Source organism: Brotaphodocola sp., from assembly GCF_050873365.1.
GTDB lineage: Bacteria > Bacillota > Clostridia > Lachnospirales > Lachnospiraceae > Brotaphodocola.
The window spans coordinates 1-15,938 of sequence record NZ_JBNMIQ010000002.1 but is presented as its reverse complement, the minus strand read 5'-3'; the positions used below and the strand labels follow the sequence as shown (position 1 = coordinate 15,938).

Annotated in this window: 12 protein-coding genes; 11 read left to right on the top strand and 1 reads right to left on the bottom strand. The window is 49.1% G+C overall.

Annotated features, from left to right (window positions below):
- Nucleotides 1-237: 237 nt before the first annotated feature.
- From ruvA to ACR0QT_RS01255, 11 genes are all read left to right on the top strand, one after another.
- On the top strand, nt 238-879 hold the full coding sequence (ruvA, locus tag ACR0QT_RS01305) for a Holliday junction branch migration protein RuvA (RefSeq protein WP_432629110.1): 642 nt from the start codon (nt 238-240) through the stop codon (nt 877-879).
- Nucleotides 880-915: 36 nt separating this feature from the next.
- On the top strand, nt 916-1,920 hold the full coding sequence (gene ruvB / locus ACR0QT_RS01300) for a Holliday junction branch migration DNA helicase RuvB (RefSeq protein ID WP_432629109.1): 1,005 nt from the start codon (nt 916-918) through the stop codon (nt 1,918-1,920).
- 100 nt (nt 1,921-2,020) lie between these two features.
- On the top strand, nt 2,021-2,203 hold the full coding sequence (locus ACR0QT_RS01295) for a hypothetical protein (RefSeq protein WP_432629108.1): 183 nt from the start codon (nt 2,021-2,023) through the stop codon (nt 2,201-2,203).
- A 63-nt stretch (nt 2,204-2,266) separates the two neighbouring features.
- A complete protein-coding gene (locus tag ACR0QT_RS01290; protein ID WP_432629107.1) occupies nt 2,267-2,794 on the top strand; it encodes a cell division protein ZapA in 528 nt (175 codons plus the stop codon).
- Nucleotides 2,795-2,975: 181 nt separating this feature from the next.
- Nucleotides 2,976-5,738 carry a DUF3656 domain-containing U32 family peptidase gene (locus ACR0QT_RS01285; RefSeq protein ID WP_432629285.1) on the top strand — a complete coding sequence of 921 codons (2,763 nt, stop codon included), beginning with the start codon at nt 2,976-2,978 and terminating at the stop codon, nt 5,736-5,738.
- Between the two features lie 85 nt (nt 5,739-5,823).
- Nucleotides 5,824-7,143 carry an FtsW/RodA/SpoVE family cell cycle protein gene (locus ACR0QT_RS01280; protein ID WP_308451708.1) on the top strand — a complete coding sequence of 440 codons (1,320 nt, stop codon included), beginning with the start codon at nt 5,824-5,826 and terminating at the stop codon, nt 7,141-7,143.
- Nucleotides 7,140-8,570, top strand: a complete 1,431-nt coding sequence (locus ACR0QT_RS01275) for a peptidoglycan D,D-transpeptidase FtsI family protein (RefSeq protein ID WP_432629106.1) — start codon at nt 7,140-7,142, stop codon at nt 8,568-8,570. Before ACR0QT_RS01280 ends, ACR0QT_RS01275 begins: the two co-directional genes overlap by 4 nt.
- A 231-nt stretch (nt 8,571-8,801) precedes the next feature.
- On the top strand, nt 8,802-9,254 hold the full coding sequence (locus ACR0QT_RS01270) for an NUDIX hydrolase (protein ID WP_177978619.1): 453 nt from the start codon (nt 8,802-8,804) through the stop codon (nt 9,252-9,254).
- Between the two features lie 441 nt (nt 9,255-9,695).
- Complete coding sequence (locus ACR0QT_RS01265) at nt 9,696-11,588, top strand: ABC-ATPase domain-containing protein (protein WP_432629284.1); 1,893 nt, start codon at nt 9,696-9,698, stop codon at nt 11,586-11,588.
- A 150-nt stretch (nt 11,589-11,738) separates the two neighbouring features.
- Nucleotides 11,739-13,241, top strand: a complete 1,503-nt coding sequence (locus ACR0QT_RS01260) for a carboxypeptidase M32 (protein ID WP_432629105.1) — start codon at nt 11,739-11,741, stop codon at nt 13,239-13,241.
- A 112-nt stretch (nt 13,242-13,353) separates the two neighbouring features.
- Nucleotides 13,354-13,890 carry a CarD family transcriptional regulator gene (locus ACR0QT_RS01255; protein WP_432629104.1) on the top strand — a complete coding sequence of 179 codons (537 nt, stop codon included), beginning with the start codon at nt 13,354-13,356 and terminating at the stop codon, nt 13,888-13,890.
- Between the two features lie 204 nt (nt 13,891-14,094).
- On the opposite strand, the gene ACR0QT_RS01250 is transcribed toward ACR0QT_RS01255, so the two are convergent.
- Nucleotides 14,095-15,465: an MATE family efflux transporter gene (locus ACR0QT_RS01250; RefSeq protein WP_432629103.1), complete on the bottom strand. Its 1,371-nt coding sequence runs from the start codon at nt 15,463-15,465 to the stop codon at nt 14,095-14,097.
- Between the last annotated feature and the right edge of the window lie 473 nt (nt 15,466-15,938).

Genomic DNA, 15,938 nt, shown 5'->3' with positions numbered 1-15,938 from the left:
ATCCACTCTGAGTTATAAAAATATTATAAAAAGGAAGTTTTTGAAAGTCAACGAGGAAAGAAGAAGGAAAGAAAATCCGTTACCGTGTAACCGTTTGTGCGACGCATATTATTGTGGCATGGGAACTTATGTTTGCATTTGGGTGGGGGATATGATATACTGCCATTCAGGAACGAGATCAGAAATTTAGCATTTATAATTCAAAATTCAGAAATTGGAAATTGGAGGAGTCGAAGAGTGTTTTCATATATCAGAGGACCATTTGTTGAGATCTGGGAGGCTCAGGCTGTTGTGGAAGCCGGTGGAATCGGTTGGAATATTCATGTGCCGGTCTCGGTTTTGGATCAGCTTCCGGGCATCGGGGAGGAGGTACGGCTCTACACATCTTTTCAGGTCAGAGAGGACGCAATGACGTTGTATGGATTCCTCACGAGACAGGATTTGAAGATGTTTGAACAGCTTCTCGGTGTCAATGGAATTGGACCGAAGGCGGGGCTTGGGATTTTGTCTACGCTTGCGCCGGATGATCTTCGGATGGCGATCATCTCAGAGGATGTCAAGGCGATTGCGAAAGCACCGGGAATTGGTCCGAAGACCGCAAAGCGCGTGATTCTCGATCTCAAGGACAAGATCTCGATGGAGGAGATCCTTTCCGGCGGTGCGGATGCGACATTATCCGAGAATTCCGATGGAAAATCAAGTGCGGGCGCAAATGCTGGCGCAGGGATGAGAAGTGTGACGAAGGATGCGGTTGAGGCGTTGACTGCGCTTGGATACTCGCTGACGGAGGCTTCGCGGGCGGTGCGCAAAGTCGAGATCACAGATGGAATGAGTGTGGAGGCTGTCTTGAAGGCATCCTTGAAATATCTGGCAGGATAAATCTGGCAGAATAAGGAAAAGGGATAAGAAAGATCAATGGAAAGACGAATTATCACAACGGAAGTGACAGCGGAGGATAAGAAGATAGAGCCGAATCTGAGACCGCAGACGCTGGCGGAGTACATCGGTCAGGAGAAGATCCGTCACAATCTCAAAATTTACATTGATGCGGCAAAGGCGAGAGGAGAATCTCTCGACCATGTGCTGTTTTACGGTCCTCCGGGACTTGGAAAGACGACGCTTTCCGGAATCATTGCGAATGAGATGGGAGTCAACATGAAGGTGACCTCCGGTCCGGCAATCGAGAAGCCGGGGGAGATGGCTGCAATTCTCAACAACCTTCAGGAGGGGGATGTCCTCTTTGTCGATGAGATTCATCGCCTGAATCGTCAGGTTGAGGAGGTGCTCTATCCGGCGATGGAGGATTTTGCGATCGATATTATGCTTGGAAAAGAGGCATCGGCGAGATCGATCCGTCTCGATCTTCCGCATTTTACGCTTGTCGGGGCGACGACGCGGGCAGGACTTTTGACGGCTCCGTTAAGGGACCGTTTTGGTGTTGTGCAGAAGTTGGAGTTTTATACACCGGAAGAACTCAGCGTGATTGTAGAACGGTCTGCGCGTGTTCTCGGTGTGGAGATTGACCCGAAGGGGGCACAGGAGATTGCACGACGGTCTCGCGGAACGCCACGTCTCGCAAACCGTCTGCTCAAGCGCGTGCGCGATTTTGCCCAGGTGAAGTACGACGGCGTGATTACGAAGGAGGTTGCAGACTTTGCACTCGACATCCTCGATGTGGACAAGATGGGACTCGACAACAATGACCGAAACATTCTGCTGTTGATGATTGAGAAGTTTGGTGGTGGTCCGGTCGGACTTGAGACGCTGGCAGCGGCAATGGGGGAGGATGCCGGAACGTTAGAAGATGTCTATGAACCGTATCTTCTGATGAATGGATTTATCAACCGGACCCCGCGCGGACGCGTGGCGACAGAGCTGGCATATCGCCATTTAGATATTCCAATTGAGAGCGGAAAGTAAGTTACAGTACATGTGTAGGCATTTTCTGAACCGAAAATTCCGTATGAGATAGAAATGGAATAGCTCTTGTTCCCTGCTTCCAGATATGGTAAACTAGGGTGTGAGAAAGAGAAAAACTGTCTGTGAAACCGGAAGAACCCATTTTTTTGAATCCATTCTTTTATTGAAGGAAAGATTTGAAAAGATTAAAAAAATTGGAGAGAACGATGAGATAAAAAGATCCGATTATAGAGAAGAAAGATCAAAGAATCAAAGATCAAGGAATCAAAAATTAAAGATCTGACGGAACAGGAGATCTGCCGGAACAGAGGGAAATCATAAGAGAAGAAAATCAGGAGCGATCACGATGGAGCGAAAAGTACAGAAAGAAAATAAAAATTACGCAGAAGTTTTGATAGATGGTGTTGTCTACACGCTTGGCGGAGTGGAGAACGAGGAGTATTTGAGAAAGGTTGCCTCATATTTGAATGAGAAGATCGGCAAGGTTAAGCAGTTTGATGGCTTTCTCAGAATGAGCGAAGAGTATCAGATGCTGATGATCGAGTTAAACATCGCAGATGATTATTTTAAGGAGCAGGAGCGAGCAAATGAGCTTGCTGAGCAGAAGAATGATCTCGAGAAGGACACATACAGCCTTAAGCATGAGCTGATCACGACGCAGATGAAGCTCGAGAATGTGCGCCGAGAGCTTGAGGACGAGCGAAGAAACTTGCAGGAACTCAAGAAGAAACTTGCAGACGATGGGAAAGAAACGCTGACTGTGGATGCAGATGGGGCGGAGGAAGCTCTGACCGAGGCAACGAAGGAGACGGCGACGACTGCTGTGGAAAAGACAGAGGCGACAGCAAAGAAAGATCAGGACAAGAAGCATTAAGAGAAACAGGGAAACGGAAAATTGGATGGGAAGGGGGTGTCTCAGCGGTGGGACATCCTTTCTTTTACTTAGCTTTTATTTTGGATCAGTCAGCCAATATTTAAGATTTTGGAATTGACGAGTGAGTGCTTTTAGTTTGAAGTGAGCAAGTTTAGCTTGAGATGGAGGAAATTTGAAAGTGATAAAACGACCACAAGTAGAAGTTCTGGCACCTGCCGGCTCGATGGAGAGTATGAAGGCGGGAATCAGCGCCGGAGCAGATGCGATCTATATGGGCGGAAGCCGGTATGGAGCGCGCGCCTATGCGGATAACCCGGAGGAAGATCGTTTCCTTGAGGCGATCGACTATGTGCATCTGCATGGAAAAAAGATTTACATGACTGTCAACACCTTGATGAAGGAAGAGGAACTTGAGGATCTGACAGATTATCTGAGACCTTACTATGAGAGAGGACTCGATGCCGTTATCGTGCAGGATATCGGTGCAATCCGAAAGATTCGGGAGGTATTTCCGGATCTTCCGGTGCATGCGAGCACGCAGATGACGATCACGGGTTATCGCAGTGCGGAGATCTTACAGGAGATGGGTGCGGAGCGCGTTGTACCGGCGCGCGAGCTCTCGTTGAAGGAGATTGCAGAGATTCATGAGAAATTGAATCTTGAGATTGAGTGTTTTGTGCACGGAGCGCTGTGTTATTGCTATTCCGGTCAGTGCCTGCTCAGCAGTCTGATTGGCGGGCGAAGCGGAAACCGCGGTCGCTGTGCCCAGCCGTGCCGTCTGCCGTATGAGGTCGATGGAGTCGGTGGGAACAGTAGCGTGGGAGCGGGAAATGGCGCTTTCTCAGGTTCTTCTGCGTTTGGGCGAAGAGGCAGTGCGAGAAGCGTAAGAGAGATGAGTGCGTCCTCCGATCGCAGAAACCGGGAGTTTAAACTGCCTTCCGGAAATTCCGGAAGTTCCGGAAAATCTGAGAATGGAAAATTCGGCAAGAAAGGCGGTTCTTCGTTTGCATTTGGAAAGTCAGGAAACGGAAAAAATGGTGCAAATGGAAAGAGCAGTGCGAGAGGAAATACAAAAGAAAACGGAAAAGGAAGTATAGGCGGAAGCGTAAAGAACAAGAATGAGTTTAAAAACGCGCAGAGAAAGTCCGGCACCAACGAGAAGAGACAGGCGGATGAGTCCTATGTACTCAGCTTAAAGGATCTGTGCACGCTCGATATTCTGCCGGATATTCTCGAAGCCGGTGTCTACTCGCTCAAGATCGAGGGACGAATGAAGAGTCCGAGATACACCGCCGGTGTTGTCCGGATTTATCGCAAGTATGTCGATCTCTACTTAAGCAAGGGAAGAGCAGGATATCGCGTTGATCCGGAGGATCGCAAACAGCTTCTCGATCTGTTTGACCGTGGAGGTCAGACCGATGGCTATTATCGCCATCACAACGGTCGTGAGATGGTTGTTCTCAAGGAAAAACCGGCATTTCGTGAGGCGAATCAGGCACTCTTTGACGAGATCGACCGCGAGTATGTGAATAAGGTGCTTCAGAGACCGATTCGCGGAGTCGTGACAGTTCATGAGGGAGAACCATTGCGTTTGATGCTTGAGACGGAGGATGGAAGTGCGCGCGTGCGCGTCGAGGGCGCGTCGGTTCAGAGTGCTCAGAATCAGCCGTTGACGGAGGAGAAACTCTTAAAGCAGATGAACAAGACGGGCGGTGCGCCGTTCTTTTTTGAGGAGCTTGAGGCTCATCTTGAGGGAGACTGTTTTGTGCCGGTTCAGGCGCTCAATGAACTGCGCCGTCAGGGCATGGAAGAGCTGAAAGAGGAGATTTTAAAACCGTGGTATCGGGTTTGGAAGCCGGTGACGACGTTATCAGAGCAGAGTATAATGGATGACGGTGAAGTAATCAGCGAGAATACACAGGAAGAAGTCGTAAATGTAAAGCAGGAAGACGCAGAACGGGAAGACGCGCAACCGGAGGCAAGAGAGAGAGACGCTGTACAGCAAGAAGCTATAAAGCAGGACGCTCTGCAAGTGACAACCGGATGGAGACGAGAAAAAATAGAGCGCTCTGTTCGAGAAATCCAGCTTGCAAAGCACAGGGAGGATGGCAGTCCGCGAATCCATATCTCTCTCGAAGATCCATCTGCATTTCACGATGTGCTTCAGGAGCCGGATGTCGATGCGATTTATTTGGATGCAGTCGGATTTGAGCCGGAGACCTGGCTTGACTGTGTCATCAGCTGTCACATGATGGGAAAATCCTGTTATCTGCTTCTTCCGCACATTTTCCGGACGGAGGCTGAGGCATATTTTCGGGCGCACGGGGAAGAACTGAGAGAGGCGAGATTTGATGGAATCGTTCTGCGCTCCCTCGATGAGATCAAAATGCTTGAAGAGCTTCATGTGACCGATGTTGTGCGAGTGGCTGATCCGAATCTGTATGCGATGAACTCGGTCGCCGGGCGTGAGATGAAGCATCTCGGAATGGATCGTCAGACATTCCCGCTTGAGCTCAACTCGCGCGAGCTTGAATCCCTGTCAAAAAAGACAAAGGCGGATGGAATCGAGTGGGAACTTCAGGTCTACGGTTATCTTCCGGCGATGGTTTCCGCACAGTGCGTGGTCAGAACAACAAAGGGATGCACGCATAAGCCGGAGATCCTTTATATGACGGATCGAACCGGAAAGCGGATTCCGATGAAGAATCACTGTCGATTCTGCTACAATACGATTTACAATCCAAGTCCGCTGTCTCTGCTTGGCATGGAAAAGATCGTAGAGCGAATTCATCCGGAGGTGATTCGCCTTGCGTTTACGATTGAGAAACCGGCAAAGATTTGTGAGATCATTCGAGCATTTGCCGATCATTTCCGCTATGGTCAGGAGGGCGAAGCACCGTTTGATGAGTTCACCCGTGGTCATATGAAGCGCGGTGTGGAGTAGCGTGGAGGGAAGAATTAGGTTGCTGTTTATCCGTTGCTGTTTGCAGAGCGCATGAACAGCAACGAAATTAGAGGACTAGAATGATATGACAAATGTGATAATTGAAGTGTCAAAATACGTGCTGATTTTTCTGATGGCAGTTTATACTTACCTGAATTTCAGCTATTTCCGTTTTCATGATGTCTGGGAGCAGAACCGGACATGTGCGCGTCAGAATGTGATGATGTTTTTCATCCACCTGATTGCGTATGCGATTCTCTTTCTCAAATCGGAAGATGAGAGAGTCGTCCTGTTCTATTTGGCACAGCTCGTCTTCTTTACCGCTTATATCGGGCTGTACCGGCTGTTTTACCGCAATATGTCCAGGATTCTTGTCAACAACATGTGCATGTTACTCTGTGTCGGCTTTATCATGCTGACGCGCCTCTCGTTTGACAAGGCGATTCGCCAGTTTCTGATTGTCGCGGTCTCGGCTCTGATCACCTGGATCATTCCGTTTATCATGGATCGCGTGTGGCAGTTGGCAAAAATTCCGTGGATTTACGGTTTTATCGGACTTGGACTCCTCGTGGGCGTCTGGATCATTGGAAATAACAGCTTCGGTGCCCAGCTCTCCGTCACGATCGGCGGAATCGCGTTTCAGCCGTCGGAGTTTGTCAAGATCAGCTTTGTGTTCTTTGTCGCGACGATGTTCTATCAGGATACGGACAGGCGAACAATAATCCTGACAACTGCGATGGCGGGGGCGCATGTGCTCGTCCTTGTGCTCTCCAAGGATTTGGGAAGTGCGCTGATTTTCTTTATCACCTATCTGGCAATGCTTTTTGTCGCAACGACGGATGTGCTCTACCTGCTTGGCGGACTTTTGGGGGGCTGTGGAGCTTCTGTGCTTGCCTATCATCTGTTTGCCCATGTGAGGACACGAGTGGAGGCATGGCGCAATCCGTGGGCGGATATCGACAATCGAGGCTATCAGATCACCCAGTCGCTGTTTGCGATCGGAACAGGTGGATGGTTCGGCATGGGACTTTATCAGGGAATGCCGTACAAGATTCCGGTTGTCGAGAAGGACTTTATCTTTTCGGCGATCTCGGAGGAGCTTGGCGGAATCTTTGCGATGTGTGTGATTCTGATCTGCGTCGGCTGTTTTCTCCAGTTTGTGATGATCTCGGCAAAGATGCAGGCGCTCTTTTATAAGCTCATTGCGTTCGGTCTTGCCGTTGTCTATGCGGTTCAGGTATTCTTGACGATCGGCGGAGTGACGAAATTTATCCCGTCGACGGGTGTGACGCTTCCGTTTGTCAGCTATGGAGGAAGCTCGGTGCTCAGCACGTTTATTCTGTTTGGAGTCATTCAGGGACTCTACATCCTGAAAAAAAATGATGAGGAGGATGAGGAAGAGTGAGAAGAAAACAGACACAGCGTTTGGATTCCAACAAGAGCATTCTGGGAATTGCCTATGTGTTTGTAGGACTTTTCCTCTGTCTGCTCGTATATTTCGGATATTTTCTTCAGGTTCGCAGTCAGACGGTGATCAATAACTCGTACAATGCGCGTCTCGACAGCTTCGCAGACCGGATTGTGCGCGGAGAGATTTTGAGCAGTGATGGACAGGTTCTCGCGCAGACGACAGTCGCGGACGATGGGAGCGAGAGACGCTCGTATCCGTTTGACTCTCTGTTTGCGCACGTTGTCGGATACTCGGATCATGGAAAGACGGGATTGGAATCGCTGGCAAATTTCTACCTTTTGAGTTCTCACGTCAATCTCGTGGAGCGCACCGCAAATGAGATTGCAGGCGATAAGAACATCGGAGATAATGTCGTGACAACCCTCGATGTCGGACTGCAAAAGGTCGCATCGGACGCGCTCGGCGATCACCGTGGCGCAGTCGTTGTCATGGAGCCGTCAACCGGAAAAATTCTTGCGATGGTGTCAAAGCCGGGATTTAACCCGAATACGCTCGCGCAGGATTGGGACAGTCTGATCTCGGGCGACAATACGAAGGCTCAGCTCTTAAACCGCGCGACTCAGGGACTCTACCCGCCGGGATCGACGTTTAAGATTGTGACAATGCTCGCCTATATTCGCCAGCATCCAAACACCTGGCAGGATTTTACGTTTGACTGCAACGGCTCGTATCAGGTCGGGGATTACAAGATTTCCTGCTATCACGGCGAATCCCACGGTCATCAGGACATCCGTCAGGCGTTTGCAAACTCGTGCAATGGTGCATTTGCGAGCATGGGGCTCGATTTTGAGCTTGGCGGAGTGAGGACGATGGCGAACAGCCTGCTCTTTAACTCAGAGCTTCCGCTCTCAATCGCGTATAGCAAGAGTTCGTTTGTGCTCGCGGAGGACGCAGGCGACTGGGAACGCCTTCAGACTGCGATCGGTCAGGGTGAGACGCAGATGACTCCGATTCACAATGCGATGCTGACTTCAGCGATTGCAAACGGAGGAATTTTGATGAAACCGTATCTGATTGACCATGTGGAGAGTGCAGTCGGGGAGACAGTGCAGAAATTTCTTCCGGCGTCCTATGGGACATTGATGAATTCGGCGGAAGCGGAGACGCTCTCGGCGCTGATGCGCGGGGTCGTTACGGCGGGAACGGGATCGGCGGTGCGAACCGATGCCTATGCCGTGGCGGGAAAGACGGGCTCTGCGGAGTTTGAGACCGGAAAAGAGACGCATTCGTGGTTTACGGGATTTGCACCAGTTGACAATCCGCAGATCGTGGTTACTGTGTTGGTTGAGGAGAGCGGATCGGGCGGAAAAGTTGCCGCTCCGATTGCGAGAAAGATTTTTGATGAGTGGTTCTCAAGATAAAGTTTGTAAGTAGGAATTTTCTGAACTGAAAATTTCATAAAACACCGTGCATGATACAGTGGTGGAAAGCTGAACGAGAACTTCAACTTGCAACTTCTGCAAATACGAGTTATACTAAAACCAATCGCAATCATTTTGTATTATCATTTTGCATTTTTTGAGTGATTGCAGGCGGTCTAAATGGACACACCAAAGCAACGCAGAACGCGTGGCTGGGCAGGAGGAATTGCAATGATAGAAGCAACGAGCTGTGGAGGTGTGGTGATATTTCGCGGTAAGATTCTGGTTCTCTACAAGAATTACAAGAATAAGTATGAGGGCTGGGTTCTGCCTAAGGGCACTGTGGAAGCGGGAGAAGAGTATAAGGAGACGGCACTTCGGGAAGTAAAGGAAGAAACGGGTGTCAGCGCTTCCATCATCAAGTACATCGGAAAGAGTTCTTACTCGTTCAACACTCCTCAGGATATGGTGGAGAAGGATGTGCACTGGTATCTGATGATGGCAGACAGTTATTACAGCAAGCCACAACGCGAAGAGCATTTTGTGGATTCTGGGTATTACAAGTTTTATGAGGCGTACCATCTGCTCAAGTTTTCTAATGAGAAGCAGATTTTGGAGAAAGCCTACAATGAATATCTGGATCTGAAAAAAGCCAACCTCTGGGGAAGTAAGAAATACTTCTGATACGACTGTGCAAGAGCAGGAACGGCACTCCGGATATCCGGGGTGCTGTTTTTTTGGTGTTTTGCGTAGCTTTAGCATTTTGTGTGCTGAGGGTGGAGTGTTTTTCTTTATTGAGAAAGTTTGCATAAATTAAAAATGGAGATGCGCTGGAGGAGCTCCGACAACGAGTAAAGTCCTGCAAACGCGCTCTCGCTCCGGGTTCGACGTAGCGGTGCGTAAGACTGCAAAATACGCAGTCTAAACACCGACGTCTCACACGGGTTTGCAGTGACTTTCTCGTCTTACGTCGCTTGCAGAAAATAGAAGAATTTAGTATTCAAATAATATTGAAAAATTGGATTCAATATGGTTTAAAAAATTAGTATTATAGGAGAATAGATTATGCAGGAATCATCAAGAAGATTGCCGGATCGATCATCAAATCGGGTATCAGGTAAGGAGATGAATCGATCATGGAATAAGAGTGCGGGGAAATCATCGAATGAACTGCGCACGATGTTGCGGGCGATGGATCACAGGAGCTATCCGGCGTATAAGTCGCTTGCGGGTGCGTATTCGTTTGGAACGTATGAGCTTGTCGTTGACCATGTGCAGGGTGATCCGTTTGCGTCCCCGTCGAGTGTTCATGTGGAGATTGCACTTGAGAAAGCGGGATTTCCGGAGGAGTATCTTGCAAAGCCGTTTATGAGGATTGCACTCGAGGATTTTCTGGTTCGCCAGTTTGCGAGTCAGATTGAGTCTTACAATTTTAAAACGAGGGGATCGGGAAAGAGCGGACTGATTTCGATCAGCCGGTGCGGGCAGGAGGTGCTCGAGCGAAGTGCCTGTGAGATTGGGGAGAGAAAGCTGACGGCTCGTTTTCATGTCGGTTTTCCGGCATTTGGGCGGACGATCGATGCAGGTGGTCTTGAGAAAATTCTGTTTGATTTTCTGCCAAAGTGCGTGGAGCGCAGTTTTTTCTATCGAAATCTGAATAAAAAACAGGTGGAGGAGACAGTCTTTCTAGCAGAGGATCAGCACCAGATGCGAGAGATTTTGAGGAGGGAACATTTGACTGCATTTGTCGCAAATGGTTCGATTCTCCCGAGAAAGAGTGGAATCTCCGATCTTCCGATGAAGGATAGTGTGCCGTTTGAGTCGCCGGAGACGATGCGCCGGACCTTTACTCTGCCTCACCGTGGGGAGATTTCCGGAATGGCAGTGCCGGAGGGAATCACGCTGATTGTCGGAGGTGGTTATCACGGAAAATCGACACTGCTGTCGGCGCTTCAGATGGGTGTTTACAATCATATTGCGGGAGATGGGCGTGAGTTTGTGATCACTGAGGATACGGCAGTCAAACTGCGCGCGGAAGAGGGGAGATTTATCCGAAACCTTGACATCTCGATGTTTATCAATGATCTTCCGAATGGCAAAGACACGAAGACGTTTTCGACTCAGGATGCAAGCGGAAGCACCTCACAGGCGGGGGCTGTGATAGAGGGACTTGAGGCAGGGAGTCGCCTTTTCCTGATTGACGAGGATACCTCGGCGACAAACTTTATGGTGCGCGATGAGTTTATGCAGGAGGTGATCAGTCGGGAGAAAGAGCCGATCACGCCATTTCTCGAGCGTGCCCGTGATCTCTATGAGAAGGTGGGAGTCTCAACGATCCTTGTCGCAGGAAGTTCCGGCGCATTTTTCTATATTGCAGATCAGGTGATCCAGATGGATGCGTATCGCCCTGTGGATATCACGGAGCGAGTAAAGGAACTCTGCAAGGCGCATAGAGCGCCGAGAACGCAGGCACCGGGATTCGTAATTCCGGCATTTGATCAGGCATTCAAGGCAGGGAAAACGTCAGGTGCGACAAAGCCGGCTTCAACGGGGCGTGCGTATGCCGAAAAGTATGGAAGAGGCAGAGGCGGACGGAATGCAGATCGTGCAGAGAGCAGGGAAGAATACGGGGAGCAGAGTGCAGATCAGAGCGCGGAGGATAGCAGATTTGGAGCGAGAGGAGCAAAAGATCGGGGAGGCGAACAGAGATCTGGGCGCGGAAGCAAGATTCGTTCCTCAGGCACGGATTCGTTCTCGATTGATCGCGAGAGCGTGGAGATGCGTTTTGTTGAACAGCTTGCTGATCCAGAGCAGAATACGGCACTCGCAAGCTTGTTAAGATATGCGCTTGAGCAGGTGATTGACGGACGGCGCAGTCTGCGACAGGTTGTGGAGATCCTCTCAGAGACGCTTGAGAAAAAGGGATGGAGTGCATTTTCAGGCTCCTATGTGCCGTGCGGACTGGCAAAGCCGAGAAAACAGGAGATCTTTTCAGCGATGAGTCGTTTCCGTGGATAGTCGTCAGCAGAGTAAAATCTGGGATTTTTAGTTTGCGGAACAAAGGTTTTATGATGAAAAGAGATTGAGAGAACAATTTATGGAGAGCGGAGAAAATTCGCTGGAAGATAGAATAAAAAAGAGAAAACAGAACGGTGGTGTAAAATCATTATGAGAAAAGAACTGGAAAAGAGATTGGAGCGCGCGATGGCTTACCAGACGGCGCTGACACTTTTTGAGTGGGACAATGAAACGTTGGCTCCGGAGGAAGCGGGACCGTACACGGCTCGCGTACAGGGAATTTTGTCGGAAGCCTATCAGGAGGTTATGACAGATCCCCAGATGAGGGAACTTCTTGAGGAGGCAGAGCAGGAAAATGTTCCGGGTGAGGAGAATACGGAGGTCGATCGCGCCGTGATTCGCGAGGCAAAGGAAGAACTTGACCGCCTTGCGTGCATTCCGCCGAGAGAGTACCGCGCTTATCAGGAACTCGTCGCAGATTCCGCACGGATCTGGGCGAAGGCGCGAAAGGAGAATGACTTCGAGAGTTTTGCGCCGACACTCGAGAAGATTGTGTTCTGGCAGAAGAAATTTGCCGGATATCAGGCGAAAGAGGGACAGAAGCTCTATGATGTGATGCTTGACACCTACGAGAAGGGCTTTGATATGGCACATCTCGATCCGTTCTTTGAACTTCTGAGGGAGGAGATTGTTCCGCTTCTTCATCAGGTGATGAGTGCGGATTCCATCTCGATCGATGACTCGTTTTTGAGCGGGGAGTACGACGAGGACAAACAGAGAGAGCTCGGAGAGTTTCTCGCAAAATATGTGGGCTTTGATTTCAAGAAAGGCGTGCTTGCGACGAGTGCGCATCCGTTCACGACAAATCTGCACAACCACGATGTGAGAATCACGACACACTACAAGGATCGCGTTGACAGCTCGCTGTTTTCTGTGATTCATGAGTCCGGTCATGCGGTTTATGAGATGGGAATTGCGGATGAATTGACACAGACGCTTGTCGGGCAGGGCGCTTCGATGGGTATGCATGAGTCCCAGTCGCGTTTCTTTGAAAATCTGATCGGGCGAAGTGAAGCATTCTGGGTTCCGCTCTACGGCAAACTCAAAGAACTCTTCCCGGAGGAACTGCGCGGTGTTGGGCGTGAGATGTTTGTTCGGGCGATCAACAAGGTACAGCCGGGACTGATTCGCACGGAGGCAGATGAACTGACATACAGCCTTCATGTGCTTGTGCGCTATGAACTTGAGAAAAAGCTGATCGAGGAAGATCTCGATGTGCGGGAACTGCCGAAACTCTGGGGTGATCTCTATGAGAAGTATCTTGGAATTCGTCCGGAAAATGATGCCGAGGGTGTGCTCCAGGATATCCACTGGGCGCAGGGCTCGTTTGGATACTTCCCGTCGTATGCGCTTGGAAGTGCGTTTGGCGCGCAGATGTATGCCTACATGCGCACGCAGATGGATGTAGACGGACTGCTTGAGACTGGCAAACTCGAGGTGATTCGCGAGTATTTAAGAGAGCATGTTCATCGTTTCGGCAAGATGAAAACGAGTGCCGAGATCATCCGTGATATGACGGGCGAGGAATTTGATCCGCATTATTATGTGAATTATTTGAAGGATAAGTACCAGAAATTGTACCGGCTGAATTAAGCCTCAATTTGGTGAGAATGCGCAGACAGAGCCCCTTCATTTTTATGAAAAATCGCTTTTGAAGGAAAGAAAAAGAAGGATTATAATAAAGGTGTTAGAATGGAGGGGTTATATGCGTGAATATCAGACAGGAGAATTTGTTGTCAAACCGATCACCGGAGTGTGCAGAGTCGAGGAGATTTTGCATCTGGAAATGAGCGGGGCGGACAGTAGAAAATTATATTATCGGTTGGTTCCACTGGATAATCTTCAGGAGAAGATTTATGTCCCGGTTTCAGCTTCGGAGACAAGCCTGCGTCCGTGCATGACGGCAGAGGAGGCATGGAAGTTTATTGAGCGGATTCCGGGGATTGAGGCGATGTGGATCGACAATGAGAAGACCAGGGAACAGAAGTATAAAGAGGCAGTCAAGCAGAATGATCCGGAAGCCTTGATTTCGATCATTAAGATGATCTACTGGCGCAAAAAACTCAGAATGGAGCAGGGAAAAAAAGCAACGCAGACCGACGAGAAATATTTCCAGATGGCAGAAAAACTGTTGTATCTGGAGCTTGGAACAGCTCTCGGGAAATCAAGAGAGGAAGTCTATGAACTGATTGTGGAGTTCATGGAGAAAAATCGCGACAATTCGGGTAATCTGGAGCAATAGCTGTAACGATATAGGGACAACAGGGACAGGAAGAAAGAACCGACGGAAAAATAAATAAAATAAAAGATCAAATAAGATTTTGCGGAGCAGGGAACGAACTTCAAACGGTTGTGTTGGGTCTGAAGTTTGTTCCCTGTTTTTCTTAAGTTGTAAATTTGTGGGGAAAAGCCCGCGGACTTGCCTATGGGATGCAAGTCACATTTTTTATTTATGTATGGTATCGTTTGAGCAGGTCTTTATCGTTGTTTTCAACAGACGGCGGGAGCTCGTAAAGCTGTAAGCAAAGGCGCAGATTTCTGCGACCCAGAACGCGTACCAGGCGTGCGAGAGCCCAACGGTTCTGATCAGGAAGGAGAGACAGGGAATCAGAAGGACAAACTGGCGGATTCCCGCACTGACCATGTTGACGATTCCGTTTCCGAGTCCGGAAGCAAAATATCCGCAGAGAATTGTGATTGAGGCAAAGACGAAGGAGACGGAAATGATTCTGAGCGCAGGGATGCCGAGTGCCAACATCTGTGCATTTGCGGAAAAGAGGGTCAGCAATTGACCCGGGAAGAGCCAGAAAAGTACGGTTCCACACAGGGCAATTCCGGCGCCGGTTGGGAGTAAAACCCGCCACGTCTCGCGGATGCGGGAGATATTTTTTGCACCGTAGTTGTAGCCGACGATCGGGATTCCGGCCTGTCCGAGACCGTTGATTGGCATCATCAGGAAATTCTGGAGCTTGTAGTAAATTCCGAAGAAAGCGACTGCGGTGGTCGAAATCTCAAGAAGGAGATGGTTGATGGTGAATGTCATCAGACTTCCGATCGCCTGCATGACAATCGTGGGGAGTCCGACGCGGTAGATGTCGCGGACATCCTGCCAGTTAAATTGATAACCGCGGAAGCGAACGTGAATCAGCGGATTTTTAAATCGGTTAAAGAGGAGGGCTGAGATCGCTCCTGCGATCTGTCCGATGACAGTTGCAATGGCTGCGCCCCGGATTCCCATTGCAGGACAGCCAAATAATCCAAAGATCATGATCGGATCAAGAATGATGTTCAGGATTGCACCGATGATCAGAGAGAGCATCGAAAGCACGGTATCTCCGACTGCCTGGAGCAGACGCTGACCATAAGTTTGAAGAAAAATGCCCTCACAGTAGACAAGGTTGATCGAGAGGTACTGTCGGCAAAGTTCTCGAAGTTCGGGATCAGTTGTCATATTTTTGGCGATGGAATCCGAGAAGAAGACGCCGACAAGTGAGAAGAAGAGAGAGGTTGCAAGCATCAGAAGAAGACCGGTTGTCGCAGTCTGACAGGCCTCGTCAATCTTGCGTTGCCCAATTTTTTTGGAGAGCAGGGCATTCAAGCCGACTGCGGTTCCGACACCGATTGCAATCATCAGAAACTGAATCGCATAGACGAGGGAGGTCGCAGTCAGCGCAGTCTCAGAGAGTCTTGCGATAAAGATGCTGTCGACAATGTTGTAGAGAGACTGGACGAGAAGCGAGAGCATCAGAGGGACTGCCATTGTGTATAGCAGGGGGCGGATTGGCATGTCTGCCAGTTTGTTTTTGGTGTTGTTCATGACAAAAACTCCTTTCGTTTGTAGCAAGAATGAAGCCGAATATGCGACCTTGCGGAGCATTTTTGTTTCATAGGACGCGAGTACTTATGAAATAAAAAAGCGTGAAATCGGTGAGGATAAGCAAATCCTTCTGATTTCACGCTCTGTAAAAGCCGGCTTTTCTTGATGATTCTGTTTGAATTTCATTTTTCGTAAGCCTATTATAAACGAGGAGAAGAGAAAAAAGCAAGCAAATTTTTTGTTGACTTTTTGAAAAACAGGAAATATAATGAGCGGGTAAACGAGTAGCAGAAACTGCGTAAATCCAGTTTTTGACTGCTCATTTTTGTTTTTAGGCTCTATGTCAATAGTTGGGGTGGGATTCTTTGAAATCCCGCCCGATTGTTGACGTTGGAGCCATTTTTATATACAGCTCTGATACATCCTGTTTTTGGGCATGCCAAATAAGCCTCCCTCATTTACCGACCAATTTA

Excerpts from the sequence above, each read along its gene's own strand:
- ruvB (WP_432629109.1), top strand. The coding sequence starts at position 916 with ATGGAAAGACGAATTATCACAACGGAAGTGACAGCGGAGGATAAGAAG.
- ACR0QT_RS01290 (WP_432629107.1), top strand. The coding sequence starts at position 2,267 with ATGGAGCGAAAAGTACAGAAAGAAAATAAAAATTACGCAGAAGTTTTG.
- ACR0QT_RS01280 (WP_308451708.1), top strand. The coding sequence starts at position 5,824 with ATGACAAATGTGATAATTGAAGTGTCAAAATACGTGCTGATTTTTCTG.
- ACR0QT_RS01270 (WP_177978619.1), top strand. The coding sequence starts at position 8,802 with ATGATAGAAGCAACGAGCTGTGGAGGTGTGGTGATATTTCGCGGTAAG.
- ACR0QT_RS01265 (WP_432629284.1), top strand. The coding sequence starts at position 9,696 with ATGAATCGATCATGGAATAAGAGTGCGGGGAAATCATCGAATGAACTG.
- ACR0QT_RS01260 (WP_432629105.1), top strand. The coding sequence starts at position 11,739 with ATGAGAAAAGAACTGGAAAAGAGATTGGAGCGCGCGATGGCTTACCAG.
- ACR0QT_RS01255 (WP_432629104.1), top strand. The coding sequence starts at position 13,354 with ATGCGTGAATATCAGACAGGAGAATTTGTTGTCAAACCGATCACCGGA.
- ACR0QT_RS01250 (WP_432629103.1), bottom strand. The coding sequence starts at position 15,465 with ATGAACAACACCAAAAACAAACTGGCAGACATGCCAATCCGCCCCCTG.